At 63.6% G+C, this 25,802-nt stretch carries 29 protein-coding genes and 1 pseudogene; 16 read left to right on the top strand and 14 right to left on the bottom strand.

Annotation, left to right across the window (positions count from 1 at the left end; translation table 11 throughout):
- Positions 1–17: 17 nt before the first annotated feature.
- On the bottom strand, positions 18–638 hold the full coding sequence (locus FJ973_RS01050; RefSeq protein ID WP_224680500.1) for an Lrp/AsnC family transcriptional regulator: 621 nt from the start codon (positions 636–638) through the stop codon (positions 18–20).
- 315 nt (positions 639–953) lie between these two features.
- Here FJ973_RS01050 and FJ973_RS01045 point away from each other — a divergent pair, with 315 nt between their 5' ends.
- The 3 genes from FJ973_RS01045 to FJ973_RS01035 all read left to right on the top strand — a co-directional run bounded on the left by FJ973_RS01045 (position 954) and on the right by FJ973_RS01035 (position 4,174).
- On the top strand, positions 954–1,718 hold the full coding sequence (locus FJ973_RS01045) for a transporter substrate-binding domain-containing protein (protein WP_224519058.1): 765 nt from the start codon (positions 954–956) through the stop codon (positions 1,716–1,718).
- A 180-nt stretch (positions 1,719–1,898) separates the two neighbouring features.
- Complete coding sequence (locus FJ973_RS01040; RefSeq protein ID WP_140514308.1) at positions 1,899–3,203, top strand: FAD-binding oxidoreductase; 1,305 nt, start codon at positions 1,899–1,901, stop codon at positions 3,201–3,203.
- On the top strand, positions 3,200–4,174 hold the full coding sequence (locus FJ973_RS01035; RefSeq protein ID WP_140514310.1) for an amino acid ABC transporter permease: 975 nt from the start codon (positions 3,200–3,202) through the stop codon (positions 4,172–4,174). Before FJ973_RS01040 ends, FJ973_RS01035 begins: the two co-directional genes overlap by 4 nt.
- Before the next feature lie 133 nt (positions 4,175–4,307).
- Here FJ973_RS01035 and FJ973_RS01030 read toward each other — a convergent pair whose 3' ends face one another.
- The 3 genes from FJ973_RS01030 to FJ973_RS01025 form a co-directional block, all read right to left on the bottom strand.
- Complete coding sequence (locus FJ973_RS01030) at positions 4,308–5,747, bottom strand: GMC family oxidoreductase (protein ID WP_140514312.1); 1,440 nt, start codon at positions 5,745–5,747, stop codon at positions 4,308–4,310.
- Positions 5,744–5,914, bottom strand: a complete 171-nt coding sequence (locus FJ973_RS30720) for a hypothetical protein (protein WP_181165184.1) — start codon at positions 5,912–5,914, stop codon at positions 5,744–5,746. Before FJ973_RS30720 ends, FJ973_RS01030 begins: the two co-directional genes overlap by 4 nt.
- 189 nt (positions 5,915–6,103) lie before the next feature.
- Entirely contained in the window at positions 6,104–6,865 is a 762-nt protein-coding gene (locus FJ973_RS01025) for a GGDEF domain-containing protein (protein ID WP_140491457.1), read from the bottom strand.
- Positions 6,866–7,025: 160 nt separating this feature from the next.
- Here FJ973_RS01025 and FJ973_RS01020 point away from each other — a divergent pair, with 160 nt between their 5' ends.
- Entirely contained in the window at positions 7,026–7,736 is a 711-nt protein-coding gene (locus FJ973_RS01020) for a pyrimidine 5'-nucleotidase (RefSeq protein WP_140491455.1), read from the top strand.
- 100 nt (positions 7,737–7,836) lie between these two features.
- Here the strand turns inward: FJ973_RS01020 and FJ973_RS01015 are convergent, their stop codons facing one another.
- Positions 7,837–8,682 (bottom strand): LOG family protein, encoded by an 846-nt coding sequence (locus tag FJ973_RS01015; RefSeq protein ID WP_140491453.1) that lies wholly within the window; start codon positions 8,680–8,682, stop codon positions 7,837–7,839.
- Positions 8,683–8,828: 146 nt separating this feature from the next.
- Between FJ973_RS01015 and dapD the strand changes: the two genes are divergently transcribed.
- The 3 genes from dapD (at position 8,829) to FJ973_RS01000 (ending at position 10,448) form a co-directional block, all read left to right on the top strand.
- Positions 8,829–9,683 (top strand): 2,3,4,5-tetrahydropyridine-2,6-dicarboxylate N-succinyltransferase, encoded by an 855-nt coding sequence (gene dapD / locus FJ973_RS01010; protein WP_140491451.1) that lies wholly within the window; start codon positions 8,829–8,831, stop codon positions 9,681–9,683.
- A gap of 71 nt (positions 9,684–9,754) precedes the next feature.
- Positions 9,755–10,078, top strand: a complete 324-nt coding sequence (locus FJ973_RS01005) for a DUF805 domain-containing protein (protein WP_140491449.1) — start codon at positions 9,755–9,757, stop codon at positions 10,076–10,078.
- Positions 10,071–10,448, top strand: a complete 378-nt coding sequence (locus FJ973_RS01000) for a DUF805 domain-containing protein (protein WP_224556389.1) — start codon at positions 10,071–10,073, stop codon at positions 10,446–10,448. The genes FJ973_RS01005 and FJ973_RS01000 overlap by 8 nt, the downstream gene beginning before the upstream one ends.
- Positions 10,449–10,521: 73 nt before the next feature.
- Here FJ973_RS01000 and FJ973_RS00995 read toward each other — a convergent pair.
- Positions 10,522–11,558: pseudogene (locus tag FJ973_RS00995) on the bottom strand (2-dehydropantoate 2-reductase).
- Between the two features lie 129 nt (positions 11,559–11,687).
- Between FJ973_RS00995 and dapE the strand changes: the two are divergent.
- A complete protein-coding gene (dapE, locus tag FJ973_RS00990; protein ID WP_140491442.1) occupies positions 11,688–12,881 on the top strand; it encodes a succinyl-diaminopimelate desuccinylase in 1,194 nt (397 codons plus the stop codon).
- 5 nt (positions 12,882–12,886) lie between these two features.
- Positions 12,887–13,516, top strand: a complete 630-nt coding sequence (locus FJ973_RS00985) for a transporter (protein WP_140491440.1) — start codon at positions 12,887–12,889, stop codon at positions 13,514–13,516.
- On the opposite strand, the gene truA is transcribed toward FJ973_RS00985, so the two are convergent.
- Genes truA through def form a run of 4 tightly spaced genes read right to left on the bottom strand, consistent with a single transcriptional unit; the run spans position 13,504 to position 16,252 of the window.
- On the bottom strand, positions 13,504–14,253 hold the full coding sequence (gene truA, locus FJ973_RS00980; protein ID WP_140491438.1) for a tRNA pseudouridine(38-40) synthase TruA: 750 nt from the start codon (positions 14,251–14,253) through the stop codon (positions 13,504–13,506). The genes FJ973_RS00985 and truA overlap by 13 nt on opposite strands.
- Positions 14,254–14,276: 23 nt before the next feature.
- On the bottom strand, positions 14,277–14,783 hold the full coding sequence (locus tag FJ973_RS00975) for an N-acetyltransferase (protein WP_140554632.1): 507 nt from the start codon (positions 14,781–14,783) through the stop codon (positions 14,277–14,279).
- Positions 14,780–15,715, bottom strand: a complete 936-nt coding sequence (fmt, locus tag FJ973_RS00970) for a methionyl-tRNA formyltransferase (RefSeq protein WP_140514325.1) — start codon at positions 15,713–15,715, stop codon at positions 14,780–14,782. Before fmt ends, FJ973_RS00975 begins: the two co-directional genes overlap by 4 nt.
- A gap of 6 nt (positions 15,716–15,721) precedes the next feature.
- The gene (def, locus tag FJ973_RS00965) at positions 15,722–16,252 is read right to left on the bottom strand and encodes a peptide deformylase (protein WP_056573548.1); all 531 of its coding nucleotides are present in this window, start codon (positions 16,250–16,252) and stop codon (positions 15,722–15,724) included.
- A gap of 103 nt (positions 16,253–16,355) precedes the next feature.
- Between def and FJ973_RS00960 the strand changes: the two genes are divergently transcribed.
- The gene (locus tag FJ973_RS00960) at positions 16,356–17,642 is read left to right on the top strand and encodes a DNA recombination protein RmuC (protein WP_140554631.1); all 1,287 of its coding nucleotides are present in this window, start codon (positions 16,356–16,358) and stop codon (positions 17,640–17,642) included.
- 19 nt (positions 17,643–17,661) lie between these two features.
- Here FJ973_RS00960 and FJ973_RS00955 read toward each other — a convergent pair whose 3' ends face one another.
- The gene (locus FJ973_RS00955; RefSeq protein ID WP_140491431.1) at positions 17,662–18,066 is read right to left on the bottom strand and encodes a GFA family protein; all 405 of its coding nucleotides are present in this window, start codon (positions 18,064–18,066) and stop codon (positions 17,662–17,664) included.
- A gap of 123 nt (positions 18,067–18,189) precedes the next feature.
- The gene (locus FJ973_RS00950) at positions 18,190–19,143 is read right to left on the bottom strand and encodes a cation diffusion facilitator family transporter (protein WP_140524219.1); all 954 of its coding nucleotides are present in this window, start codon (positions 19,141–19,143) and stop codon (positions 18,190–18,192) included.
- 273 nt (positions 19,144–19,416) lie between these two features.
- Between FJ973_RS00950 and FJ973_RS31560 the strand changes: the two genes are divergently transcribed.
- Both FJ973_RS31560 and sugE read left to right on the top strand, forming a co-directional pair.
- Complete coding sequence (locus FJ973_RS31560) at positions 19,417–19,542, top strand: hypothetical protein (protein ID WP_140491427.1); 126 nt, start codon at positions 19,417–19,419, stop codon at positions 19,540–19,542.
- 234 nt (positions 19,543–19,776) lie between these two features.
- Positions 19,777–20,091 carry a quaternary ammonium compound efflux SMR transporter SugE gene (gene sugE / locus FJ973_RS00940; RefSeq protein ID WP_140524218.1) on the top strand — a complete coding sequence of 105 codons (315 nt, stop codon included), beginning with the start codon at positions 19,777–19,779 and terminating at the stop codon, positions 20,089–20,091.
- 186 nt (positions 20,092–20,277) lie between these two features.
- Here the strand turns inward: sugE and FJ973_RS00935 are convergent, their stop codons facing one another.
- Positions 20,278–20,706, bottom strand: coding sequence for a DUF6481 family protein (locus tag FJ973_RS00935; RefSeq protein WP_140551615.1), 429 nt, complete (start codon positions 20,704–20,706; stop codon positions 20,278–20,280).
- Between the two features lie 220 nt (positions 20,707–20,926).
- Here FJ973_RS00935 and FJ973_RS00930 point away from each other — a divergent pair, with 220 nt between their 5' ends.
- The 4 genes from FJ973_RS00930 (at position 20,927) to FJ973_RS00915 (ending at position 24,649) form a co-directional block, all read left to right on the top strand.
- A complete protein-coding gene (locus FJ973_RS00930; protein ID WP_140554630.1) occupies positions 20,927–21,985 on the top strand; it encodes an LLM class flavin-dependent oxidoreductase in 1,059 nt (352 codons plus the stop codon).
- Positions 21,986–22,136: 151 nt separating this feature from the next.
- Entirely contained in the window at positions 22,137–23,303 is a 1,167-nt protein-coding gene (locus FJ973_RS00925; RefSeq protein ID WP_140554629.1) for an AI-2E family transporter, read from the top strand.
- Between the two features lie 73 nt (positions 23,304–23,376).
- The gene (locus tag FJ973_RS00920) at positions 23,377–23,646 is read left to right on the top strand and encodes a hypothetical protein (protein ID WP_140554628.1); all 270 of its coding nucleotides are present in this window, start codon (positions 23,377–23,379) and stop codon (positions 23,644–23,646) included.
- Between the two features lies 1 nt (position 23,647).
- Positions 23,648–24,649, top strand: coding sequence for an LLM class flavin-dependent oxidoreductase (locus tag FJ973_RS00915; RefSeq protein WP_140554627.1), 1,002 nt, complete (start codon positions 23,648–23,650; stop codon positions 24,647–24,649).
- A gap of 48 nt (positions 24,650–24,697) precedes the next feature.
- On the opposite strand, the gene FJ973_RS00910 is transcribed toward FJ973_RS00915, so the two are convergent.
- On the bottom strand, positions 24,698–25,717 hold the full coding sequence (locus FJ973_RS00910) for a LacI family DNA-binding transcriptional regulator (protein ID WP_140491411.1): 1,020 nt from the start codon (positions 25,715–25,717) through the stop codon (positions 24,698–24,700).
- Between the last annotated feature and the right edge of the window lie 85 nt (positions 25,718–25,802).

Below are 25,802 nucleotides of genomic sequence, written 5' to 3'. Positions count from 1 at the left end.
GCGAAACCTCGCCCTTCCTACAGTGCGGCATAGATGTTGCGATTGAACTTCGTCTCCATCACCACATGCGATGCGGTTTTGACGATGCCGCTGATTTCATTCAGCGCATTCACTTCCCGGTTCAGCTTCTCGAGCGTCTCGGCCGCGACATGGATGATCAGGTCCCACTCGCCGGCTATGGCATAGACCGCCTGGATCGAAGGCATCGCCTTGATCTTCCTGGAGACGTCCGGGTAGCTCTTGTTGTTCAGGGCGGCGAAGGTGAAACAGTGGACGGAATTCTGCGCCGCCTCCTTGGTCAGCCGCACCGCGTAGCCTTCGATGACCCCGCCCGCCTCGAGCTTTTGTATGCGCTCCTGCAAGGCAGTCCGGGATACGCCGAGCTGACGCGCCAGTGATGCGACCGGCTCACGCGCGTTCTTCTGCATCAGCGCGAGCAGCTGGCGATCTTTTTCGGTCAATTCCACAATCAATCCTCTCCTTCGATCCGCCCTGGAACCCGTCCAATCGCTCGGCGCGATCCTATCGGCTGAACCACCGCCGCGACAATCCTCAGGAACCGCCGGTGCAGGCTGCGCAAGGCGCAAATATCCGGCATTTTGCCGCCTCACGGCACGTAATGACTGCATGGCTGCCATTATCCGGCATTTCGCCGGGTGGAACCCTGCTTTTCGCGACCTGAGTGTCAACTGTCACAAACGCCAGTCCATGAGGGGGAACAGCTTCGGCTGCGATGGACGCAAATCGACACCGAGCCGCGTTGGACTTGCATCCGCAAGCCGAACGCCACGGTACGCCGCGGAGACGTCGCGGACGAGGCCGATCGAAACAACCACTGGTGCCCGACGCAGGTACCGTCATTTCAGCTGCATCCATAAGGGAGGATAACTTTGAAGAAACTGCTCGATTTCGCCATTCTTGCCGTCGCGACATTCGCGATCACGACGGCGGCCATGGCCGGAGAAACTTTGGATCGCGTCACGTCGAAGAAGGCGATGGTCGTCGCCACCAACGCCGCCTGGCCGCCGCAAAGCTTTCTCAATGACAGCAACGAGCTCGCCGGCTTCGACATCGATGTCTCGCGCGAGATCGGCAAACGGCTGGGGGTCGAGGTCTCGTTCGAGACGCCCGACTGGGCGACCCTGACCGGCGGCCGCTGGCAAGGGCGCTACGACCTCGGCGTCGGCTCGGTCACGCCGACCAAGGCCCGTTCCAAGGTGATCGATTTTGTCGGCATCTATTACTACAGTCCCTATGTCTACGTCGTGCACAAGGACAGCACCGCGAAGTCGGTCGCCGATCTCAACGGCAAGGTGATCGGCGTCGAGACGGCCACCACCTCGGAGGATTTCATCCGCCGCAAGCTTGAGATCGACGCGCCCGGCCTGCCTCCCGTCGAATACAAGCTGGAGCCCGGCGAGATCCGCACCTTCGCCGATTCCATGCTTCCCTTCGATGACCTGCGGCTTGGCGACGGCGTTCGCCTGAATGCCGTGATCGCTCCGGAGCAGACGGCGCAGAACGCCATCAAGAACGGCTATCCCGTGAAGATCCTCGAAGGGGAATATGCCTTCCGGGAACCGCTCGTCGTCATTGCCGAGAAGAACGATCCCGAGTGGACCGCAAAGGTTTCGGGCATCATCGCCGAGCTGAAGAAGGACGGCACGCTCGCCGCGCTGACCACGAAATGGTACGGCAAGGACTACAGCGCCAAATGACGTTGGATTGCCCGCCGGCCGCCGCTCGGCGACCGGCGGGCATCACGCGTCAGATGCCGGAGCGGTGCAGCGTTTGAAACAATCGCCACCCCTCTCTAACCTTTGTTCTTGCGCAATTCTCCAGGGAAAAGCGCTACGCGCTTTTCCTGACTCTGAGCGGGATGCAGTTGAAAGTCGCCGATGGCCTATCCGGACACCTATTACGCCCGCACCATGATCGACCGGAAGATCAGGCCCCCGCTCCGCGGCGAGGCGCACTGTGACGTGGCCGTCGTCGGCGGGGGACTGGCCGGCCTGACCACGGCGCTGCAGCTGTCGCGTTCCGGGCTGCGCGTCGCCGTGCTGGAGGCCCAGGTCGTCGGTTTCGGCGCCTCCGGCCGCAATGGCGGCTTCGTCACGCCTGGCTTCGCCACCGGCGGCGACACCATTGCCGCACGCGTCGGCAAGGAGGCCGCGCGGCAACTGCACCGGCTGTCGATCGAGGGCGTCGAGTTCGTGCGTCATACCATCGAGGCTCTCGACATATCGGCCGCCATGCCGCGCGAGGGGCTGGTCAGCGTCCTGCGCTACGACGATGGCGACGCGCTCAAGGCCTATGCCGACCAGACGGCGCGCGACCACGGATACGAGCTTCAATATCTGCGCAGAGAAGACGTCCGTTCGGTGCTTAAATCGGCTCGCTACTATCAGGGCCTGCGCGACCCGAAAGCCTTTCACATCCATCCGCTTAATTATCTGCGTTCCGTGGCCGATGAGATCGAGCGGCTTGGCGGCAGCATCCATGAGAGCTCCGAAGTCGTGCAATGTGATCTGTCGGGGCCGCAAAAGATGCTGCGCACGCGAGAGGGCACGCTTCGGGCAACTCGCGTCGTGCTGGCTACCGGCGGCTACACCGGCCCGGTATTCACCCAGCTCCACCGCGCCTTCCTGCCCATCGCGACCTATGTGATGGTTTCCGAGCCGGCGCCGCGCCTGATCGCGCAAGCCGTTGCGACCACGGACGCGGTCGGCGACAACCGGCGGGCCGGCGACTACTATCGGCTGGTCGATGGCGGCAATCGCCTTTTGTGGGGCGGGCGCATCACCACGCGCGCCGCTTCCGCCTACGCGCTGGCGCGCGAGTTGCGCCGCGAGATGATCGGTACCTATCCGCAGCTTGCGGACCTCAAGACCGAACTGGCCTGGTCCGGATTGATGTCCTATGCCCGTCACCTGATGCCCCAGATCGGCGAATTGCAGCCGGGCGTCTGGTATTGCACGGCTTTCGGCGGCCATGGTCTCAACACCACGGCCATCGCCGGAAAAGTCGTTGCGGAAGGCATTCTGGGCGTTTCGGACCGGTACCGGCAGTTCGCGCCATTCGGATTGAGCTGGGCCGGCGGCGCCGCCGGCCTGGCGGCCGCGCAGCTCACCTACTGGAAATTGCAGGCGCAGGACTGGTGGCGAGAACGTCATGCCGCCACGAAAGACAAGGTGACGGCATGATCGGCAGGCTGATGCTCTTCTATCCGGGGATCACCCGCCGCGCAGCGGCGGCGCTCGTGCTGGCGCTGTTGGCCGCCGGCCTTTACGCGATGGGCATCAAGTCAAGCTGGATCGGCTCGGTGATTCCAGTTGCATCCGGCTGGCTGCAGGCCAACCCTGCCCTGTCGCGCGCGCTTTCCGCGGTGCTGATCGCGCTCGTTGTGCTGGTGAATTGCAAGCTGCTGCTGCTTTTGCCCCGACGGCAGCAGATCGTCGGCGTCTGGATCGAACTGTTCGTGCTCCTGATGCTGTTCTTCTATTCCTTCGACCTGTCGCTTGCCTTCATCGCCAGGAAGATCGGCTTCCTGATCACCCAGGGCGTCACCACCACGCTCTACATTTCGGCGATCTCGATCCTGATCGCGACAGCCATCGCACTTGTCGGCGCGATCGCCAAACTGACCGGAAACGGCATTGTGTACGGGCTGGCCACTTTCTACACCTCGTTGTTCCGCGGCCTTCCTTTGCTGATGCAGATCTACATCATCTATCTCGGCCTGCCGCAGGTCGGTTACGTGATCGGCGCGGTGCCGGCCGGCATTCTGGCGTTGTCGCTGTGTTATGGCGCCTACATGACCGAGATCTTCCGCGCCGGCATCGAAAGCATTCCGCGCGGACAGAGCGAAGGCGCCACTGCGCTTGGACTGAGCCCCGGCCAGACCATGGCGCTGGTCATCCTGCCGCAGGCCATGCGCGTCATCATCCCGCCGACCGGCAACCAGTTCATCGCCATGCTGAAGGACTCGTCCCTCGTGTCGGTCGTCGGCGTCTGGGAGATCATGTATCTCGCCCGCACCATGGGCCAGACGGAGTTCCGCCATATCGAGATGCTGATCACCGCCTCGATGATCTACTGGATCCTGTCGATCACGCTGGAGTTCGGCCAGGCCTATCTCGAACGGCGTTTTGGCCGGTCGGAGCGGCGGGCGTAGGACAATTCCAGGAAAGCTGCGTCGCCGCCGTGCCGGTGCGCATCTCCACGGCTTTTAAGCCGCTCCGGCGGCCGCGCCATTATGTGACGCGGCTTTGCCGGGATGAGATGATTTAGTGGGGACTGCGGAACCCTCAGGCGGCGACCACCTTGCCGAGATGCTCGCCGAGCCGGCAGGCCAACGCCGTGATCGTCGTCGTCGGGTTGCATTGGCCCGAGGTGCAGAACACCGAGGAGCCGCCGACATAGAGATTGTCCATGCCGTGCACCTTGCAATTGGCATCCACGACGCTCGTGGCGACATCGGTGCCCATGCGCGTGCCTCCCATGTGGTGGTGGCCGGCCGTCTCCTCGTCCGTCGGGTAGTCGCCGCCGTTCGAAATCCAGTCGGCTATACGCACCCGGCCCAGATTCTTCTGGGCTAGCGTCGTCCCGAAAAGCCTCAGCCCTTCGAGCAGCGTGCGGCGTTCCAGGTCCGATTTCTTCCAGTGCAGCTCGATGCGCGGCACGCCGGCGTGGTCGACCACGGTCTTCGACAGCTCGACCCGGTTCGAGGCCAGCGGCGCCTGCTCCCAGGCGACATAGAGCTGGGCCGCGCAGCGCAGGTTCTGGTTGAGCCTGCCCGATAGCCACTCCGCCATGTTGGGCGCCGTACAGGCGAGATCCGCGATCAGGTCCTTGACGCCGGGATAGGGCGTCTCGATCAGCCTGATGCCGAAATTCATGATCCGCAGCCGCTCCATCGCGGCCGGCATCGGCGAGAAGAAGGCCTCGTTCACCGCATCGACCTCGAATGCGCCATAGTCGGCCAGGATGGCGTTGCCGCCCTGGAAGGTCGGGTGTTCCATCCAGTAGCGGCCAAGTGCCGTCGCGTTCGGCACGACGCCGCCATTGGAGCGCTGGTTCGACCATAAAAGCAGCCGCGAATTCTCCAGCCCCCCGGTACTGACGATAAAATAATCGGCGCTGAAGAAGCCGGCATCCTGCCCCTGCGACCACAGCCTGGCGCCCGTCACGCGTCTGCCGTCGCCGGCAAGCTCGGTGGCACAAGTGTTGAGCACGACAGCGATGTTCCTGCTCTTGTCGAGCTCGTCGGCGTATTTTTCAGCGAAGCGCACCGCACCGCTCTTGATCAGCTGCACCCAGCGGATGTCGTCCGAGATCGGCGCGTCCGGCCGGAAATCCGGCAGTTCCAGGATGTCGCGCACTTCGCCCAGATACGGTTCGATGTCGCTGCGCCGGATCGGCCAGCCCGTGTCCGGCACCCACGCCTTCGGCTCGAAATCCTGTTTGTCGAGCACGCGGCACCAGCCGGCCCAGTGGTTCGAGCTGCCGCCCATGAACCGCAGCCGGGTGATATCGAGATCGAAATAGAAATCGCCGACCGTGGTGCCGCGGTAGAAATCCTGCGAGGTGTCGCTGAACTCCCTGCCGCCGGCCTCCAGCACCACGACCGGTATGCCGGCGGCACCGAGCTTTCTGGCGATCGTGGTGCCGGCCGGGCCGGAGCCGAGAACGCAGACCCTAGGCGTGAAATTCGCGGCGCGAAACGCCTCATAACTGTCGAAGATCATGCCAGGTCGCTCCGCTTCAGGATCCAGCCATTGACCTCGACGATCTCATCGGGGGCGGCTTCGGAAGAACCCGCATCGGGCAATTTGCGGAACAGCGACAGGGCAGGCACCGCGATCAGCGTCTGCATGATCATTCGGCGCGATATCTTCTTGATAAGGAAACTCATGACAGGTCTCTCGACGGGGTCTCTATCCAGGCATGTTCTCTGAACATCCAGGCATGTTCCCTGAACGGCACATGCTTCATCATCGAAGCCAGAAGCGTGCCAAAACTGGTTGCAAGCCGGAACAATGCGCAGCCGAGTGCAAACAGGGTTAGAGACTCCTTAACAAGCCGATATGCTGGATCAGCCCGTTCAGGCCGCCTCGGAGATGTCGGTGTCGAGGATCACCAGGTTGCGTCCCCGATGTTTGGCCTGGTAGAGGCGCCGGTCGGCGGCCCGCATCAGCTCCGACACGCTGGCGCTTTCGTCGCAGAGGGTTCCGCCGATGCTGACGGTCAGCGGAATGGTCCGCTCGTCCACGGGCCGGAAGCGGATCAGCTCGACTTCGCGGCGGATGTGCTCGGCGACGCGCTTGGCTTCCCGTTCCGTGGCTCCGACCAGCAATGCGCCGAACTCCTCGCCGCCGATGCGGCCGAGGACGTCGCCGTCGCGCACCCCGCGCTTGATCGCGCTGGCGATCAGGAGCAGCGCGTCGTCGCCGGTCAGATGGCCGAAGCTGTCATTGATCATCTTGAAATGGTCGGCATCGATGATCAGCAAGGCGCCGCGATCGGGCTTGTGCCGGGAGCCGTTGAGCACGGCAAAGAAGCTTTCCCGGTTGAGCATGCCCGTCATGTCGTCGCGGCTGGCCTTTTCCGCCAGCCGGCGATGCGCTGCGGCAAGCTGGGCGTGCGTGCGGGCAAGGTCGCGATGCGCCGACTTCAGCCTGTCGCTGTGCCAGAACGTGCTTGCGCAGGCCGCCCATGCAAGAACCAGCGGACACAATGTCGAGGTCAGCCAGATCATGCGGTTGACCGGGAATCCCATGGCGGGGACGATGATCAGGGTCAGAAGGAGCGAAACCGCGACGGAGACGAAAGCAATGGTGGCGGACTTCAGAATTATACTGCTCATCGCTGGCTCCCACTGGACCGCCTCTGTGCCAGCAAGCCCTGAAGGCCACCTTTCCAGGATGCCTAAAATTTGAACGGTGAGACTGTTCTGCCACTTTCGGCGCGTAGAAGTTGTGGATAAAGCCCCTTCAAGATCGTCCGTTTCGTGCCATAAGGGGCGCATGGCTACACACCCCGACCCCGCTCGCTTCGCCCATGTCACCGACTGGGTGTTCGACCTGGACAACACGCTCTATCCGCATCATTCGAATCTGTTCTCGCAGATCGACGTCAAGATGACCGCCTATGTCGGGGAACTGCTGTCGCTGCCGCGCGAGGACGCGCGCAAGCTGCAAAAGGAACTTTATCGGGAATATGGCACGACACTGAACGGGCTGATGACGCGCCATGGCATAGACCCCGACGATTTCCTCGAGAAGGTCCACGACATCGACTATTCCTGGCTGGTGCCGGATCCCGTCCTCGGCACCGCCATTCGCCAGCTTCCCGGCCGCAAGTTCATCTTCACCAACGGCGACCGCAGGCATGCCGAGCGCACTGCGCGCCAGCTTGGCATCCTTGATCATTTCGACGACATCTTCGATATCGTCGCCGCCGGGCTCAACCCCAAGCCTGCGCGCCAGACCTACGAGAAATTCGCCGAACTTCACGCCGTCACCGGCCATAATGCGGTGATGTTCGAGGATCTCGCGCGCAACCTGTCCGTGCCGAAGTCACTGGGCATGACGACGGTCCTGGTGGTGCCGCGCAATTTCGAGCCGACATTCTCCGAAATCTGGGAGCGCGATCCGGCGCAGGAAGATGATGTCGACTTCGTCACCGACGATTTGGCCGGGTTTCTGACGGAGATAGTCGTGGGGATAAGGCAGTAGGGCAGTAGGGCAGTAGGGCAGTAGGGCAGTAGGGCAGTAGGAAGATGAGGGGCGCTCTCAGCCCTTGATTCTAGATATACTGCCTTACTGCCCTACTCCCTTACTCCCCTAACTTATAGAACCGGCTGACGATGCCCCAGGCCTCGTCGGCGGTGTCGACGAAATCGATGATGTCCTGGTCGCCGGGACTGATCGTGCCTTGCTCGGCGAGGAAGTCGAGATCGATCGCCCGTTTCCAGAAGGATTTGCCGAACAGGATCACCGGCACGCGCTCCATGCGCCCGGTCTGGATCAGCGTCAGCGTCTCGAAGAATTCGTCCATCGTGCCGAAGCCGCCGGGAAACACCGCGACGGCCTTCGCGCGCATGACGAAATGCATCTTGCGGATGGCGAAATAGTGGAAGTTGAAACAGAGTTCCGGCGTCACATAGGCATTGGGCGCCTGCTCGTGCGGCAGAACGATGTTAAGGCCGATAGAGGGCGCGCCGACATCGTCGGCGCCGCGATTGCCCGCTTCCATCACGCCGGGCCCGCCGCCGGTCACCACGACATATTCGCGGTAGTATGAACTGGCCGATTGCTGCGAGCAGAGGCGGGCGAATTTGCGCGCCTCCTCGTAATATTTGCTGTTTTCCTCGAGGTTCTTCTTCTGCGTCTCGTTTTTGGCCGCCCAGGCCTCGCCGCCGGGTTCAGGCAGCCGCGCGCCCCCGAACAGGACCACGGTCGAGCGGATACCGCGCTCGGCCAGGATCATCTCCGGCTTCAGGAGTTCGAGCTGCAGCCTGACCGCGCGCAGTTCGCGCCGCGTCATGAAGTCGGGATCGTTCCACGCCAGGCGGTAGGTCTCGGCGCGCGTCTGCGGCGTGTCCGGCACGCTCCTGGCCCGCTCCAGATCCTCGTCCGAATGCGGCAGCGGCGTCCAGCCCGCCTTTTCCATGGGTGTCATGATGTCAGGTCCGTCCATTTCATTCACTTGCGCCGTCCCATGGCGCAGTCGCGATTGACCCCTACTCTGCCTTCACATAGGGTCCGCGCGATTTTCAAAACAGGTTAAGGCTCAGCCCCTTAACAGCCTGGTAATGGAGCGAATTCATGTCGAAGCCGGATCTGGCGAGCCTCGAAAAGACCATCGACAAGGCCTTCGAGGAACGTGACGCGATTTCGACGGCGACCAGAGGCGAGACACGCGACGCCATCCAGTCGGCGCTCGATCTGCTCGACCGCGGCACCGCCCGCGTTGCCGAGCGCCAGGCCGATGGCCAGTGGCATGTCAACCAATGGCTGAAGAAAGCCGTCCTTTTGTCCTTCCGGCTGAACCCGATGGAGATCATCAAGGGCGGTCCCGGCCAGGCCGTGTGGTGGGACAAGGTGCCGTCGAAGTTCGACGGCTGGAGCGCCGTCGATTTCGAGAAGGCCGGTTTCCGCGCCGTGCCGTCGTCGATCGTGCGCCGCTCGGCCTATGTCGCGCCGGGCGCCGTGCTGATGCCGTCCTTCGTCAATGTCGGCGCCTATGTCGATTCGGGCACCATGGTCGATACCTGGGCTTCGGTGGGCTCCTGCGCCCAGATCGGCAAGAATGTGCACCTGTCGGGCGGCGTCGGCATCGGCGGCGTGCTGGAGCCGATGCAGGCCGGTCCCACCATCATCGAGGACAATTGCTTCATCGGCGCGCGCTCGGAAGTGGTCGAAGGCTGCATCGTGCGCGAGGGCTCGGTGCTCGGCATGGGCGTCTTCATTGGCCAGTCGACCAAGATCGTCGACCGCGCCACCGGCGAGATTTTCTACGGCGAAGTGCCGCCGAATTCCGTCGTCGTAGCCGGTTCGCTGCCGGGCAAGCCGTTTCCGAACAATGAGCCGGGTCCAAGCCTCTATTGCGCGGTCATCGTCAAGCGGGTCGATGCCAGGACCCGGTCCAAGACCTCGATCAACGAATTGCTGCGCGATTGATCTTTTTGGAAAGCGGGCGCACCTTCCGCCGGCGCGACGATCGGTCGCGCCGGTTCAACATGGAGGGTGGCATGGACTGGAGATGTCTGCTGACGAGCTTCGACGGCCGCATCGATCACGCCAAGTTCTGGGCCGGCATCGATATATTCATCGTCATCGGTATTGTTGCCTTCATTCTCGATGCGATTCTCGGCACGCGCTTCACGACCGCAGGCGGCGGCAGGATCGGCATCATCGGCATGCTCGTCGCGCTGGCGTCGATCTATTTCGCGATTGCTCTCTATGGAAAACGCTGGCACGACCGCGACAAGTCGGGCTGGTGGACGCTGATCGGTCTCGGCGTTCTCGAAGGCGCCCAGGGTGTCAATCAATATGGACGGGACCCGCTTGCCTGACAGATCCAACCTTACTTGGCTTTTCTTCAAGACATCGGGCCGCGTCAGCCGCGCGGCCTATTTTCTTGGTGGGCTGCTCGTGGCCATCATCCAGGCCTTCCCGCTCTATCGTTTCACGCTGGTGCCGGAAGGCTCGCCCGAGAGCAACATGTGGTCGTTCGTCTTCTTCATCGCCTTCATCGCCTCGCTGTGGTCAAACATCGCACTGGCGGTGAAGCGGCTGCACGACCTCGACAAGCCCGGCATCGCGGCGTTGATCCTGTTCGTGCCGGTCGTCTCGATCGTCGCCTTCGTCGTGCTTTGCTTGTTTCCGGGCCAGCCCGGACCCAACCGCTATGGCAAGCGCACCAATGCACCGGCCGAACCCTGAGCGCCCATCATCGCGATGCGCTACTGACGGTATGCATGAAAAGGAAGGCCTGAAGCGCGTCGCCTGAATTCATTCAGACGCGACGCGCTTCAGGCGCGGCGACCTGATCCGCGCTGAAACCGGGCGATCCGCGGCCGGCCGCTTCCGCCTCACGCACCAGGGCGATGATCCGTCGGACCGTCGGCGCCGGCGTGCCCGCTTCTTGCGCCAGGCGAAGAACGGCGCCTTGCAAATCGCCGATCTCCGTCGGCCGGCCGCGCTGCAGATCGTCCCACATGGAGGAACGCGCCTCCCGGTCGATGGCCAGCATCCGCCTCGCCAGCAGCCTGAACAGCCAATCGGGGAGGCGGAGCACTATCGGCAACAGCGCCGGCCGCAAGCCGGCGATCCGCGCCGGCTCGATGCCCGACGCCTTCATGGCCTGGAGCGCCTCGTCGATCTGTCTTGCCAGGATCAGCCGCCAGCGCCGGTCGGCAAGCTCGCTCGCCAGCGGCAGGCCCGAAAGCGCCACCAGCGCATTGTTCAAATTCATCAAAAGCTTGCCCCACAGCACGGCTTTCATGTCGGCATGGGCTTCAACCCGGAGCCCTTCGACGCCGAGAAGGCTGATCAGACCGGCATCGCTGTCCTCGATCATGACCTTGCCGTCGCTGGCGCGGTGGACACGCAGCGGTAATTCGCCGTGGCCGATTGCACGACATTGAACGGCACCATGCCGGCCAGCACTGGTCGCCCGCCGACACCGGCGCGCAGCCTGTCGGCATTGTCGATGCCGTTCTGCAGGCTCACCACCACGGCGTCCGGCGGGGCGTGGGCGGCGATGAGCGCAGCCATCTCCCGCGTCGCGCCGCTCTTGACGGTGACCAGGATCACGTCCGCCTGCGGCAAGGCAGCGGCTGGTTCGGTGGTGACGGCAAGCGCTTGCGGCTCGAGGCCTCGATCGCGGCCCTCAAGGTCGCTGATCCGCAATCCGCCTTGCCGCAGAGCCGCCTCGACGCGCGGCCGGGCCAGCAGGATGACCTTGCGCCCGGCGAGCGCCAGACAGCCGCCGGCATAGCAGCCGATGCCGCCGGCGCCGGCAATGACGATTCTCTTGCCCCCGTTTGCCATCCTGTCGCTCCGCACCGGGCCCACGACTATACGACATGAAAACCATAATGTCGGCGGTATCGCCGGTCATAGGACTGGCCCCTACGTCTGGCCGTGACAGGCCTTCAGCTTTCGACTATCGCTTTTGCCATGACGCTGCCGACCGATCCCGCCGCAAACCTCGCCGCCCTCATCCGTTGCGCCTCCGTGACGCCGGCCGAAGGCGGTGCGCTGACCGCGTTGCAGACGATGCTGGAACCGCTCGGCTTCCTCGTCGATCGCCCGGTGTTTTCGGAAGACGGCACGCCCGATATCGAGAACCTTTATGCCAGGCGCTCCGGCAATGGCCCTCATCTGATGTTCGCCGGACACACCGACGTGGTGCCGGTCGGCGACGAAGCCGCCTGGACGCATCCGCCCTTCGGCGCCGAGATCGCCAATGGCGAGATGTATGGCCGGGGTGCGGTCGACATGAAGGGCGGCATCGCCTGTTTCATCGCCGCGGTAGCGCGCCATATCGAGGCGAATGGCGGCCCGAAGGGCTCGGTCTCGCTGCTGATCACCGGCGACGAGGAAGGCCCGGCCATCAACGGTACCACGAAGCTGCTCGAATGGGCGGCTTCCAGGGGCGAGAAATGGGATGCATCGATCGTCGGCGAGCCGACCAACCCGGCTGCGCTCGGCGACATGATAAAAATCGGCCGGCGCGGCTCGCTGTCGGGCGACGTCATCGTCAATGGCCGCCAGGGCCATGTCGCTTACCCCTTGCTTGCCGACAATCCGGTACGCGGGCTGATGAGCCTGATCGATGCTTTGCTGCATCCCGTCTTCGATGAGGGCACGAAGGATTTCCAGCCGACCAATCTGGAGGTGACATCCATCGACGTAGGCAACCCGGCCACCAACGTCATTCCAGCAAAGGCAACCGCCACCTTCAACATCCGCTTCAATGACAGCTGGACCGCCGAGACCATACAGGCCGAAATCCACAACCGTCTCGACCAGGCGGCGGGCCGCAAGAAATACCGGCCCGGCAAGGAGATGCCGGTCGACTACGAACTCGTCTGGCGCGACCGGCCGAGCCATGTCTTCCTGACCCGCGACGACAGGCTGATCGAGACGTTGAGCGGCTCGGTCAAGACGGTGGTCGGCAGAGCGCCGGCGTTGTCCACCTCCGGCGGCACGTCGGATGCCCGCTTCATCAAGGACTATTGCCCGGTGGTCGAATTCGGCCTGGTCGGCAAGACCATGCACATGGTCGACGAGCGTGTAGCCCTTGCCGATCTCGAGACGCTGACGCAAATCTATCAGCGCTTCATCGAAGACTGGTTCGGACAGGACTGAGCAGCATGCTTTCGGCGGACGAGACCCAAGTTTCGCTGACCGGCGCCTGGCGACTGATGCTCGGCAGGGCCGATGGCCTGCGTCTGCTCGACCTGTCTGCCGATGGTTTCTGGAATTCCTTTTTCGCCATCGTCGTCGCGGCGCCGGCATTGATCGTCGGCTGGGTCGGCATCGCCAACGAGATCGGCGATCCCGATGCCTTCGCGGGCCGCTTCAGCATGCTGTTGCGGCTGGCGACAGTCGATATCGGTTCCTGGGTGCTGCCTCTGGTCGCACTGGCTCTGGTCGCGCCGCGCGCCGGCATCGGCGGCCGCTTCGTGCACTATGTGGTGGCCTCGAACTGGGCTTCGGCCATCACCGCCTGGCTGATGCTGCCGTCCGCGCTGATCAGGCTTTTCCTGACGTCGGCGAGCCAGATCTCCAGCCTTGTGTCGCTGCTGTTGTTCGCGCTGTCGATGGTGCTGACCTGGCGCATGACCAACGCGACCATCGGCAGGGGGGCCGCAATCGGGACCGCTGTCTTCGTTGGCATGTTCATCGCTTCGCTGATCGTGCTGTTCGGGCTGCAGGCGCTGCTTGGCATCACGGGTCCGGACACCGGAGCTCAGAGCCTTTCGGGACTCTATCCGGGATAATCGACGCCGATCAGAAAAAGCCCGTCGGGCGGCGCCACCTGGCCGCAGGCGGCGCGGTTGTGCGCCTCGAGCGCCGCCTTGAGATCGCCCGCCGTCCATGCGCCTTCGCCGACGCGCTTGAGCGAGCCGACCATCGAGCGCACCTGGTTGTGCAGGAAGGAACGCGCCGAGGCTCTGACTTCGATCATGTCGCCCGAACGGCTGACGTCAAGACGGTCGAGCGTGCGCACCGGGCTCTCGGCCTGGCATTGCGTGGAACGGAAGGTGGTGAAATCGTGCCGTCCAAGCAGCACTTTGGCGGCTTCGTGCATGGCAGTGGCGTCGAGCTGCTTCGGCACCCACCATACCTTGCCCTTTTCCAGCGCCGAGGGCGCGCGCCGGTTGAGGATGCGGTAGAGGTAGTGACGGCCGATAGCCGAGAAGCGGGCATCGAAGCCGTCGACGACGGTCGTGGCTTTCAAGATCGCGATGCGATTGCCCGCGCCCTGCAGATGCGCGTTGACGGCATCGCGCACCTTGTCGTCCGGCCAGGCCTTGGCCAGGTCGACATGCGCCACCTGGGCCGTCGCATGCACGCCCGCATCGGTACGGCCGGCAGCGCGCAAGCGGACCTGTTGGCCGCAGAATTTTTCGATCGCCTGCTCGATCGCCTGCTGCACCGAAGGCTGGTCCGCCTGGTGCTGCCAGCCGGCAAACAGGCTGCCGTCATATTCGATGTCGAGGCGAAAACGCGGCATGCCGGGCGGCTATACGCACTCGCCTAGGCGGCGAGTGCGGTGAAGGCCGAGGCGTAGACCAGCCGGCCGGTTCCGGGAGCGTCGCCCCAGGCCAGCGCCTGCAGCGCCTCGCCCTGGTATTCGCTCTCGAATCCTTCGGCGCGCGCGTGGCTGTAGCCGAAACGGCTGTAGTAGGTGGGATCGCCCAGCACCACGGCCAGCATCTCGCCGGCGTCGCGCAGGCGGATGTGAGCCTCGCGGATCAGCGCGCCGCCAATGCCGGTGCCGTGAAAGGAGGGCTCCACCGCCAGCGGCGCCAGTGCCACCGCCGGGAAATCCTTGCCGCCGGTGCGGGCGAAAAGCCGCGAAAACAGGATGTGGCCAACCACTTGCCCGTCTTCTTCCGCCACCAGTTCGACAACGGCGTCGCCGCCGGAAACCAGCGCGTCAACCAGCCCGGCCTCCGCCTGCTGGCCGAAAGCGTGTTCCTCGACGAGGCGGATGGCCTCGCGATCCCGCGGCGTCGCCGCGCGTATCGACATCATGCTCATGACAATTTCATTCCTTTTTCGATCTTGGTCCCGCGCAGGAATTCTTGCGCGGCGGCGGGCCTTCCGCCCGCCCGTTGAACTTCGACCAGCCGGATCGCGCCCGCTCCGCAGGCGACCGTCAGGCGGTCGTCGAGAATTCCTCCCGGTTCGCCCATGCCTTGCGCAAGCGTCGAGCGAAGCAGTTTCAGCCGTTCCACCCGGCCACCAATTTCAACCTCGCACCAGGCGCCGGGGAAGGGCGACAGGCCGCGAATGTTATTGTGGACTTCGGCCGCGGGTCGCGTCCAATCCACGTGCGTATCGGATTTATCGATCTTTTTGGCGTAGGTCACCCCCTCAACCGCTTGGGCGGTGAACGCCAGGCTATTCCTTTCCAGCCGCGCCAGCGCTTCCACGATCAGTGCGGCGCTGACGCTCATCAATCGATCATGCAGATCGCCGGCGGTCATATCGGGTTCGATGACGCATTTTTCAACCAGCCCCACCGGGCCGGTGTCGAGGCCTTCTTCCATGCGCATGACCATCATGCCGGTTTCGCTGTCGCCCGCCATAATCGCCCGTTGGATGGGCGCCGCACCGCGCCACCGCGGCAACAGCGAGGCATGGCCGTTGATGCAGCCCAGTCGCGGCGCCTCAAGCACCGCCCTGGGCAGCAGCAGGCCGTAAGCCACGACCACGCCGATATCGGCTTGCAGCGCGCGAAAAGCTGCCTGTTCGGCCTCGCCCTTGAGCGACGTCGGCGTGCGCGTCTCGATGCCCAGCCGTTCCGCCTCGCGCTGTACCGGCGACGGCGTCAGCTCAAGGCCGCGCCGGCCGGCGGCTCGCGGCGGCTGCGTGTAGACGGCCGCGACCTCATGTCCGGCATCGGCAATTGCGCGCAATGTCGGCACCGAAAACTCCGGCGTCCCCATGAAAATGACGCGAAGGGGCATTGTCCCCTATCCCACCAGCTTGCCCGGAGCCTTGTCCTTGGCCAGCTTCTTGAACTTCTTCACCACCATGTCGCGCTTCAGCTTCGAAATGTGGTCGATGAACAGCACGCCGTTGAGATGGTCGATCTCATGCTGCAGGCAGGTCGCCATCAGCCCCTCGGCCTCCATTTCCTGCAGCTTGCCATCGCGGTCGAGATACTTGACCCGCACGGAAGCCGGGCGTTCGACCTCGGCATAATAGTCGGGAATCGACAGGCAACCTTCCTCGTAGACGGAGCGCTGGTCGGCGCTTTCCAGGATTTCGGGATTGATGAAGACATGCGGCGCCGGCGTCTCGTCCTCCTTGGCGAGGTCGATCACCAGCATGCGCAGCGGCTCGCCGATCTGGATCGCGGCCAGCCCGATGCCGGGCGCGTCATACATGGTCGCCAGCATGTCGTCGGCCAGTTTGCGCAAGGGCGCGTCGACGCGCTCCACCGGCTTGGAAACCTGGCGCAGGATGGGGTCGGGAAGGATGATGAGCGGCTTGATCGGCATGGCGTCTCACCTAAGACCTTGAATAAAGGGCGTCAACCGGTACGCCGGGGGATCGTTCACGTTTTGATCTGTGCTGGCCGGCCGAATCGTCTATGCTGTGTGCATGAACGACCTGACATCCATCCTTTCGGAACCTGTCGCCCGGCTTGGCGCGACCACGATCACGCTCGGCCATGCGCTGGCGTTCGGGGCCTTTGTGTTTCTTGGCCTGTTCGTTGCGCTTGTCGTCGCGCTGTGGCGCTCGGCCAAGGCGCGCGCCGTGGCCGCTGCCGAAGCCGCCGACCATGCCCGCGACGCCGAGGCGCGGATGGCCGGCATATTGCAAAGCCAAGCCGAGATGCAGGGCCGCATGGGCGCCATCGCGGAAGTCTTCGGCGCGCGGCAGGCGGAACTGACGCAATCGATCGGCCAGCGCCTCGATGCCATGACCGGCCGCCTCGGCCAGACCATGACCGAGCAAACCAAATCCACTCATGAGAGCCTGGCCAAATTGCAGGAGCGGCTGGCCGTCATCGACACCGCGCAAGGCAACATCCAGTCGCTCGCCGGCCAGGTCGTGCAATTGCAGGCGATCCTCTCCAACAAGCAGACGCGCGGCGCCTTCGGCCAGTCGCGCATGGAAGCGATCGTCGCCGACGGTCTGCCGCACGGCGCCTACGAGTTCCAGGCGACCTTGTCCAACGGCAGCCGTCCCGATTGCCTGGTGAAGATGCCCAACGGCGCGCCGGCGCTTGCCGTCGACGCCAAGTTTCCGCTGGAAGCCTGGAACGCCATCCGCGCCGCCGAAGGCGCCGAACAGCAGAAGGTCGCGTCGCAGGCCTTCCGCCGCGACATCGAGGTGCATGTCCGCGATATCGCGGATAAATATCTGATCCAGGGCGAGACGCAGGATACCGCCTTCATGTTCGTGCCGTCGGAATCGGTGTTTGCCGAGATCCACGAAAATTTCGAGGCGGTGGTGCAGAAGGCGCACCGCGCCCGCGTCGTCATCGTCTCGCCGTCGCTCCTGATGCTGTCGATCCAGGTCATCCAGGCGATCCTGAAGGATGCCCGTATGCGCGAGCAGGCACACCTGATCCAGGGCGAGGTGATCCGGCTGATGGAGGATGTTTCGCGCGTCGACGAGCGGGTGCGCAAATTGCAGGGCCATTTTGCCCAGTCGGCCAAGGATATAGACGACATCCTCGTCTCGACGTCGAAGGTGACCAAACGCGGCCAGAAGATCGAAGCTCTGGACTTTGGGGCGCAGCCCGGAGGCGATGCCGACCCTGACATGGCGTCACCAGCCCCTGCGAAGCCGGAACCCGGCCCGCGCGTTGTCGATTCCCCACGCGTTGCCGATTCAAAGACCGGCCAGCTCAGGCTGAGGGTCGTCGAAGGCGACGAATGAGGCGCCGCACCGGACGGCGCTACTGCTCCTCCACTGTGGTCATGCCGTGAAATTCAGGTAGCCAGTGAAGCGCCGAGCGGTGCCATTTTTGCAGTGTCGGAATCAAATCCTGGCGTTGCCGCGCGGTTCCCACTCGAATGCCGTAGACCTTTGGGCCATCTCCGACCGACGTGGCGTAAAGGTGCGAACCGCAGTCGGCGCAAAAGGCCTGGACGCGCTTGGCGCCGCTTGCCACGGTCTTGATGTAGACCTTCGGTGTACCCTTTGTGATCCGGTAGTGATCTTCAGGCGCCGGAACGGTGACGCGAAAGGCCGTACCGGTCAACTGTTGGCAATCGGTACAATGGCAGATCGAGGTCTTTTCCGGTTCGACCTCCGCCTCATAGGTGATGGCACCACAATGACAGCCGCCGTCGATCTTCATAATCAGTCCTCCAAAACTCGATCGGCTGATTTTAGCGGCGCAGCGTCGCAAGGCAACGACGCGACGCTGGTCCAAGACATAATCCCGAGGAGTGGAATGTGGTTTCGAGACCTGCTCAAAACTCTACTCGGATGCCGATTCGATCAGCTTGCGCCGCTGTTCCCAGGTGCCTGTCGTCTGCGGCTTGACGAACAGCCGGGTGATCTCGGGCATTTCCTTCCTTAGCCGCGCTTCGAGGCGCTCGACGCAGGCTTCGATTTCCGGCGCGGACAGATGGTCCTCGAATTCGATGCTCAGGCCGGCAACGATTTCTTCCGGCCCCAGGTGGACGGTCAGGACGCCGTTCGCCCGCTGCACCGCCGGATCCTGCTGCGCGATCGCCAGCACTTCTTTCTGCACCGCGGGCGAAGCAGGCTCGCCGATGAGCAGCCCCTTGCTCTCGCGCGCCAGGAAGGCCGCGGTCGCACCCAGGATCAGCGCAATGCCGATCGAGGCGGCGCCGTCCAGTTCCGGCATCTCGAAAATCTCCGCCGCCAATATGCCGGCAAAGGCGACGATCAGGCCGAGAAGCGCGGCACTGTCCTCGAACAGCACTGTGTAGACGCTTGGATCCTTGCTCGATTGCACGGCCTGCAGCCAGCCCTGCTGGCCCTTCTGCCGGCGGAATTCCCTCAGCGCCACCAGCCATGAGCTGCCCTCGAACAGAAACGACAGGCCGAGCACGATGTAATTGACCCTGACATTGGCGGCCGGTTCGGGCGCAATGATGTGCGTCACGCCTTCGTAGAACGATACGCCGGCGCCGAGCGCGAAGACGAGAAGCGCCACGATGAAGCTCCAGAAGTAGAGCTCGCGGCCATGGCCGAGCGGATGCGCGCGGGTGGCCGGGCGTGCGGCGCGATGCATGCCATAAAGCAGCAGGCTGCCATTGCCGGTATCGACCAGCGAATGCACGCCTTCCGAAAACATCGCCGAACTGCCGGTGAAGAAGGCTGCGACGAATTTGGTCAGCGCGATCGCGAGATTGCCGGCGAGCGCCGCGTAGATGACCGTTCGAGAGCCGCCATGCCCCGCCATTGCTTCCCTGTCGTCCTGTCCGACACGCGAAGTCTAGAGCAATTGCAGGAAAAGTGGGAGCCGATTTCCTTGAGATCATGCTGCGGGCCCGCCGAAATTCCGCGGCCATCGCGACGCACCAACACCCCGTCCGTTCAAGTCGCTGCGCGCCGGTTCGGATTCATAAGGCCGCCGAAACAGGTTGCCGGTTTTCGCGGCCGTGACCGCGAACGGCCCTTGCCTAGAGGCATTTCTCTTGTTTCACTTCACTTCCCGCAACTGGAGGAACGAATCATGGCAAAAGGTGCGATGAAGGCAGGCAAGGAGGCCCGCAAGCCAAAGAAGGACGCCAAGAAGCCGGCCGCTGCTCCCACGCTCAAGGCGCCGCCGGTCAAGGCAACGAGGCTCAAGGAAAAATAGTCGCGTGCCTCGGATGGAGTTCGCCGGCGGCGTTCGGAACACCGCCGGCAGTTTGTTGATCGGGCGTTAAGACACCCTATATCTGGTGCGGGGACGACCCCACATCTCCTGAAATCCGGTCGGGACGACCCGCCCACTGTCTGATAGGGCATCGGCTGCCGCGGTGCTCGGTCGATCGCGCATTGCATCGTCTTGAAACGGACATTGGTGCGATGCTTGGATGGAGCGTTCCCCATGTCATGGATTTTTCTGTTTTTCGCCGGCCTGTTCGAGATCGGCTGGGCAATCGGCCTCAAATACACCGACGGATTCACCCGGCTCGTCCCGACCGTGCTCACGGTCGCCTCGATGATCGTCAGTCTCTCGCTGCTTGGACTGGCGCTGAAAGCGCTGCCCGTCGGCACCGCCTATGCGGTGTGGACCGGCATCGGCACGGTCGGCACGGCGCTGCTCGGTATCTGGCTGCTCGGCGAGCCGGCGACCGTGATCAGGCTCGCCTGCATAGCACTCATCGTCTGTGGCATTATGGGGCTGAAATTCGCGGCGTAAAGCAATCCAGGAAAGGTGCGAAGCGGTTTTCCGTCCGGAATTGCGTCGAAGCAAACAGAGCAATTTCGCGAAAGTCGTATCACGAACGGCGTCGGCAATCGCATGAATTGGCGCGCGGACAAACGCATGCAGGGCCGCTTCGCAGCGACCCTGATCCTCGAAGCAGATTGCTCCGGCGGTCTGAGGCTAGCGGCCGGTAAAGCCTGGCGGTGTCCTGCCGGTGCGCGCCTTGCGCGCCGCATAGCGCGCGTCGCGCTTCGCCTTGCGCTCGGCCTCGTCGGCCAGCAGACGCGCGATACGCTCGGCCTCTTCGGCTTCCCGAATCCTGGCTTCCGCCTGCGCCGCCTCTTCGGCCGCGATCCGCGCGGCTTCGGCTGCGGCCTCGCGCTCGGCCTTCTCGATTGCCTCGCGTGCCAGCCTTTCCTGCTTCAGCCTCGCCTTCTCGGCCTCGCGTATCTCACGCGCCGCAAGGATAGCCTTGCGTTCGGCCTGTCGCGCCAGCACTGCGGGATCGTCCGCCGCCGGTTTTGACTTGAAGCGCTCCAGAAGCGCCTTCTTTGCCTCGTTCGCGGCGTTGCGCCGCTCGAAAATGTCTTTTTCCCTGTAGATAGCCAAGTCCACTTCCCTGAAGTCAATTCGCGACGCTTACATACGCGCGAAAACCGGGAGTTCAAGCGCCAAAACGGTATGCCAGCCATGAAATTCCGTGCTGTTGCAGCCGGGAGACGCCTTCGCGGCCGAAACGGACACGCACTGTTCGCAGTCAGACCCTCTGGTGGTGATACGGGCTGATCGCTACCTCTAGCGCGAAAATCAAACGCCAGGATGACACCAGATGGAACTCGGTCTCTACACTTTCGCCGACGTCAGCCCGCAGCCGGGCCCCGGCGCAATCGGCCCGCACGAGCGGCTGCGCAACCTGATCGAGGAGATCGAACTGGCCGATCAGGTCGGCCTTGACGTTTTCGGCCTCGGCGAGCATCACCGGCCGGACTATGCCGCGTCCGCGCCTGTCGTGGCTCTGGCCGCGGCGGCCGAGCACACCAAACGCATAAAACTGACCAGCGCCGTCACTGTCCTGTCCTCGGACGATCCGGTCCGCGTCTTCCAGCAATTCGCCACGCTCGACCTTCTTTCCGGCGGCCGGGCCGAAATCATGGCCGGGCGCGGCTCGTTCATCGAGTCCTTTCCGCTGTTCGGCTACAATCTTGAGGATTATGACGAGCTGTTCGCCGAAAAGCTCGACCTGCTGCTCGCCATCCGCGATCAGGTGAAGATCACCTGGTCGGGCAATCTGCGCGCGCCGATCAACGATCGCGGCGTCTACCCGCGCCCCTTGCAGGAAAAACTGCCGATCTGGATCGCCATCGGCGGCACGCCGCAGTCCGCCGCCCGCGCGGGCGCGCTCGGCCTGCCGCTGGCGCTCGCCATCATCGGCGGCGAGCCGGCGCGGTTCGCGCCGCTGTTCGACCTCTACCGCGAGGCCGCCAGGCGCGCGGGCGCCGATCCGAAGGGTCTTGCCACCAGCATCAACGTCCACGGCTTCATCGCAGACACGACCGAGAAGGCCGCCGACGATTTCTATGGCCCACAGGCCGAGGTGATGAACCGCATCGGCCGCGAGCGCGGCTGGGGTCCGACCTCGCGGGCGCATTTCGACCAGTCACGCGGCCCGAGCGGCGCCTTGTTCGTCGGCAATCCCGAGCAGGTGGCCGAGAAGATCGTCACCCAGCACAAGATCTTCGGCAACGACCGCTTCCTGCTGCAGATGGCGATCGGCATCATGCCGCATGCCAAGATCATGAAGGCGATTGAACTCTACGGCACCAGGGTGGCGCCGATCGTGCGCAAGGAAACGGCTGACGCCGTCCCGGCCCCGGCGCCTGCCGCGTAGTGTTGCACTTCCGCGAAAAATTGCGTGGGAACAATAACCGCGACGGCGGGCCTCGTGGGCTCGCCGTCAACGCCGGCTCACGGAACCTTGGACCGGCAGGGGCGTTTTCTCAGCGGTTGCGCCAATTGCGGTGCGCCGCCGAGGGACCGTGATGAAAGCTGACCCCACCGCTTCGGTCGCGGGCGTTTCCGAAGCAGAAGAGGCGCGCATCGCCGCCCGCGCCGACACGCATCTGATACGCTCGCTGCTCGTCGGCATCTTCATCTTCATGGCCATCTACGCGCTCTATTTCGCCCGTGCCTTCTTCATGCCGGTCATACTGGCCTTTCTGCTGGCATTGACGCTGACGCCGATCGTCAGGCTTCTGCGCAAGCGCGGCATACCCGAGGTGATTTCGGCGACGCTTCTGGTGCTTCTGTCCCTCTGCCTCTTCGCCAGCGCCGGCTACCTGCTGAGCGGCCCGGTGATCGATCTCATCAACAACACTTCGTCGATCGGCCAGCGGCTGACCGAGCGGCTGGCGCATTTGCGACCTCCGCTCGAGAGGATGATGGAGGTTACACATCAGATCGAAGGCCTCACCGAGACGTCGCAGGAGCCGGGCATACAGAAAGTCGCGGTAGCCCAGTCTGGCTTCCTGTCGTCGGCGGCCTCGAACATTCTTTCGGCGGGAACAAGCCTGACCATCATCTTCGTGCTGTCGCTGTTCCTGCTTGCTTCAGGCACGATGTTCTATGAAAAGATCATCCAGTCCTTCGCCAGCCTCACCGAGAAGAAGCGGGCGCTGCGGGTCGTTTACGACGTGGAACGGGAAATCTCGCACTATCTGCTCACCGTCACCATCATCAATATCGGCCTCGGCACGATCATTGGCGTTGGTCTGTGGGCACTCGGCATGCCCAACCCGCTCGTCTGGGGCGCCACGGCCGCTCTGCTTAATTTCCTGCCCTATGTCGGCGCCATGATCACGCTCATCGTGGTCACGATCATCGCGCTGATCAGCTTCGACACGATCTCCTATGCGTTGTTGGCGCCTGCCTTCCTGCTTTTGTGCGACATCGTCGAAGGCCAATTCGTAACGCCGATGGTTGTCGGCCGGCGGCTCGAGATCAACGCCGTGGCGATCTTCATCGCCATTGCCTTCTGGTCATGGCTATGGGGCTTTGTCGGCGCGCTGATGGCGGTGCCGCTGCTGGTCCTCATCAAGGTGTTCTGCGATCACTTCGATGGTCTGAGCCATGTCGGCAACTTCCTGGCGGCACAACATCTCTCGGCGGTGGAAGATGAGGCCACCGAGGAAGGCAAGGCTCCGGCATAAAGCCGCGCGTCTGGTTTGCGGCGCCTGGCTCGAATGCCTATATCCGGCCGGTCCAATGGCCGGTGCCCTTCCCATGAGCGATGCTTCCTTCGACCTCGACGACTGTTTCGCTCGCATCGGCCATGCCGGCTTGCGCGATGCGCGGCTGGGCGCGTCGCCAACATTTGGCGTCGACAGATCCGGGATTGCATTTCCTGTCCATTATCGCGGCAGCCCCGCCGAGCAGAAACGCATGGCCGCGGCCAGCGGATTTGCCGATGCGCTAGGGGCGGCTTGGCATCCTCATTCCCGACCGCACGGCCTTCCAGGCAGGGTGCTTGAGATAAACCTCGTGGAGACCTGACATGGCAGCCCTTTCCGTCCTCGACCTGTCGCCGATCGTCGAAGGCAGCGATGCCTCGCAGTCGCTGGCCAATTCGCTCGATCTTGCCCGTCATGCCGAGCGGCTGGGCTACAAGCGCTATTGGCTGGCCGAGCATCATAGCATGCCGGGCATCGCAAGTGCCGCCACCTCGGTCGTCATTGCCCATGTCGCGGGCGGCACCAAGACCATTCGCGTCGGCGCCGGCGGCATCATGTTGCCCAATCACTCGCCGCTGGTCATCGCCGAGCAGTTCGGCACGCTGGCCGCCTTGTTCCCCGGCCGCATCGATCTCGGCCTCGGCAGGGCGCCCGGCACGGACATGAACACGGCGCGCGCCTTGCGCCGCAATCTCGAGGCCGGTGCCGACAATTTTCCGCAGGACGTCGTCGAGCTGATGGGCTATTTCGTGCCGGCGGAAGAGGGCCAGCGGCTGCGCGCCGTGCCGGGTGAAGGCCAGACCGTGCCGGTCTGGATCCTCGGCTCCAGCCTGTATGGCGCCCAGCTTGCCGCCATGCTCGGCCTGCCCTACGCCTTCGCTTCGCATTTCGCACCGGCCGAGCTAGACCATGCGCTGGACATCTACCGCTCCCGCTTCCAGCCGTCGGAACAGCTCGACAAGCCCTATGTCATGCTCGGCCTCAACGTCTTTGCGGCGCCCACCGACACTGAGGCACGACTGCTGTTCACCTCGCTGCAGCAGGCTTTCGTCAATCTGCGCACCGGCCGCCCCGGAAAATTGCCACCACCGGTCGAGAATTATGACCGCGATCTCGATCCGATGGCCAAGTCCATGCTCGGCCAGGCGCTGTCCTGCGCCGTCGTCGGCTCGCCGGAAACGGTGCGGCAAGGCATCGACGCCTTCGTTCGCCGCACCGGCGCCGACGAATTGATGGTCACCGCGCAGATATTCGATCACGCGGCTCGGGTGAGGTCCTTCGAAATCTTGGCCGACGCCCACAAATCGCTGTCGCAAGCGGCGTGAGATTTCCAGCTCGGCGCTTGCCGATAGCGATTCAACCACTGAACCGCTCTACGCGCTCACGCTCTGCGCAACCGCTCCCAGCGGTCGGCATGAATTGCGGATCATCAGCCGGCCCTTGAGCACCAGCTTGCGCGGCGGCGCGTCGCGATTTCCGGCAAGGCGGTCGAGCAGCAAATTGGCCGCCTGTTCGCCGATCGCCTGCACCGGCTGTGCCACCGTGGTCAGTTGCGGGACAAACACGTCCGACCACGGAAAATCGTCGAAACAGGCGATCGAAACATCTTCCGGGCAGGACAGGCCGATATCGCGGATCGCCTTCATGGTGCCGATCACCATCGGATTGTTGGCGGAGAAGATCGCGCTCGGCCTGTCGTGCAGCGACAACAGCTGCATGGCCGCGTTATAGCCGTCGATCTCGTGAAAATTGCCGGAACGTACCAGCTCCTCGGCGACCGGCAGGCCGGCTGCCTGAAGCGCTTCGCGATATCCGGCCATGCGATCATGCATCGGTGAGATATCCGACGTTCCGGTGATGTAGCCGATGCGCCGGTGCCCGAGATGTATCAGGTAGGTGATGGCGTCGAACACGGCGCGCTGGTTGTCGAGCACCACGGCATCCGTGTCGACACCGTCGCAGATGCGGTCAAGCAGGACGACCGGCACGTTGGCGTCGTCGACGATGCGCTTGAGGATCGTCCCATCGCCGACGCGCGCCACGATCAGCCCGTCGACCATACGGTCGAGCAGCAGCCTGATCTGGTCGTCCTGGGTGTTGAGGTCCTCGTCCGTGCAGCACAGCATGACCGCATAGCCGGCGCGGTCGAAGGCCTGCTGGATGACTGACACGACATCGGTGAAGAATGGATTGGTGATGTGCGGGACAGTCAATCCAATGGTGCGCGTTGTGCCCATTTTCAGGCTGCGGGCGATCGCATTGCGCTTGTAGCCGATATCGCGGATCGCCTGCTCGATGCGCTGGCTGAGCTCCGGACTGACGGTCGCCGTGCCGTTGATCAGCGCCGAAACCGTGGCGACCGACACGCGCGCCGCTTCGGCCACGTGAAGCATGGTCGGCGCCGTCGATTTTCGCTGCCTTGTCTTGCTTGGCCCTGCCATTCTCGAAACGTTTCGCCGCCTCTCTATGCATCATACC

This window comes from Mesorhizobium sp. B2-1-3, from assembly GCF_006442495.1.
In the GTDB taxonomy this organism is placed as follows: domain Bacteria; phylum Pseudomonadota; class Alphaproteobacteria; order Rhizobiales; family Rhizobiaceae; genus Mesorhizobium.
The sequence above is the reverse complement of the archived record's forward strand: the minus strand, read 5'-3'. Positions and strand labels throughout refer to the sequence as shown.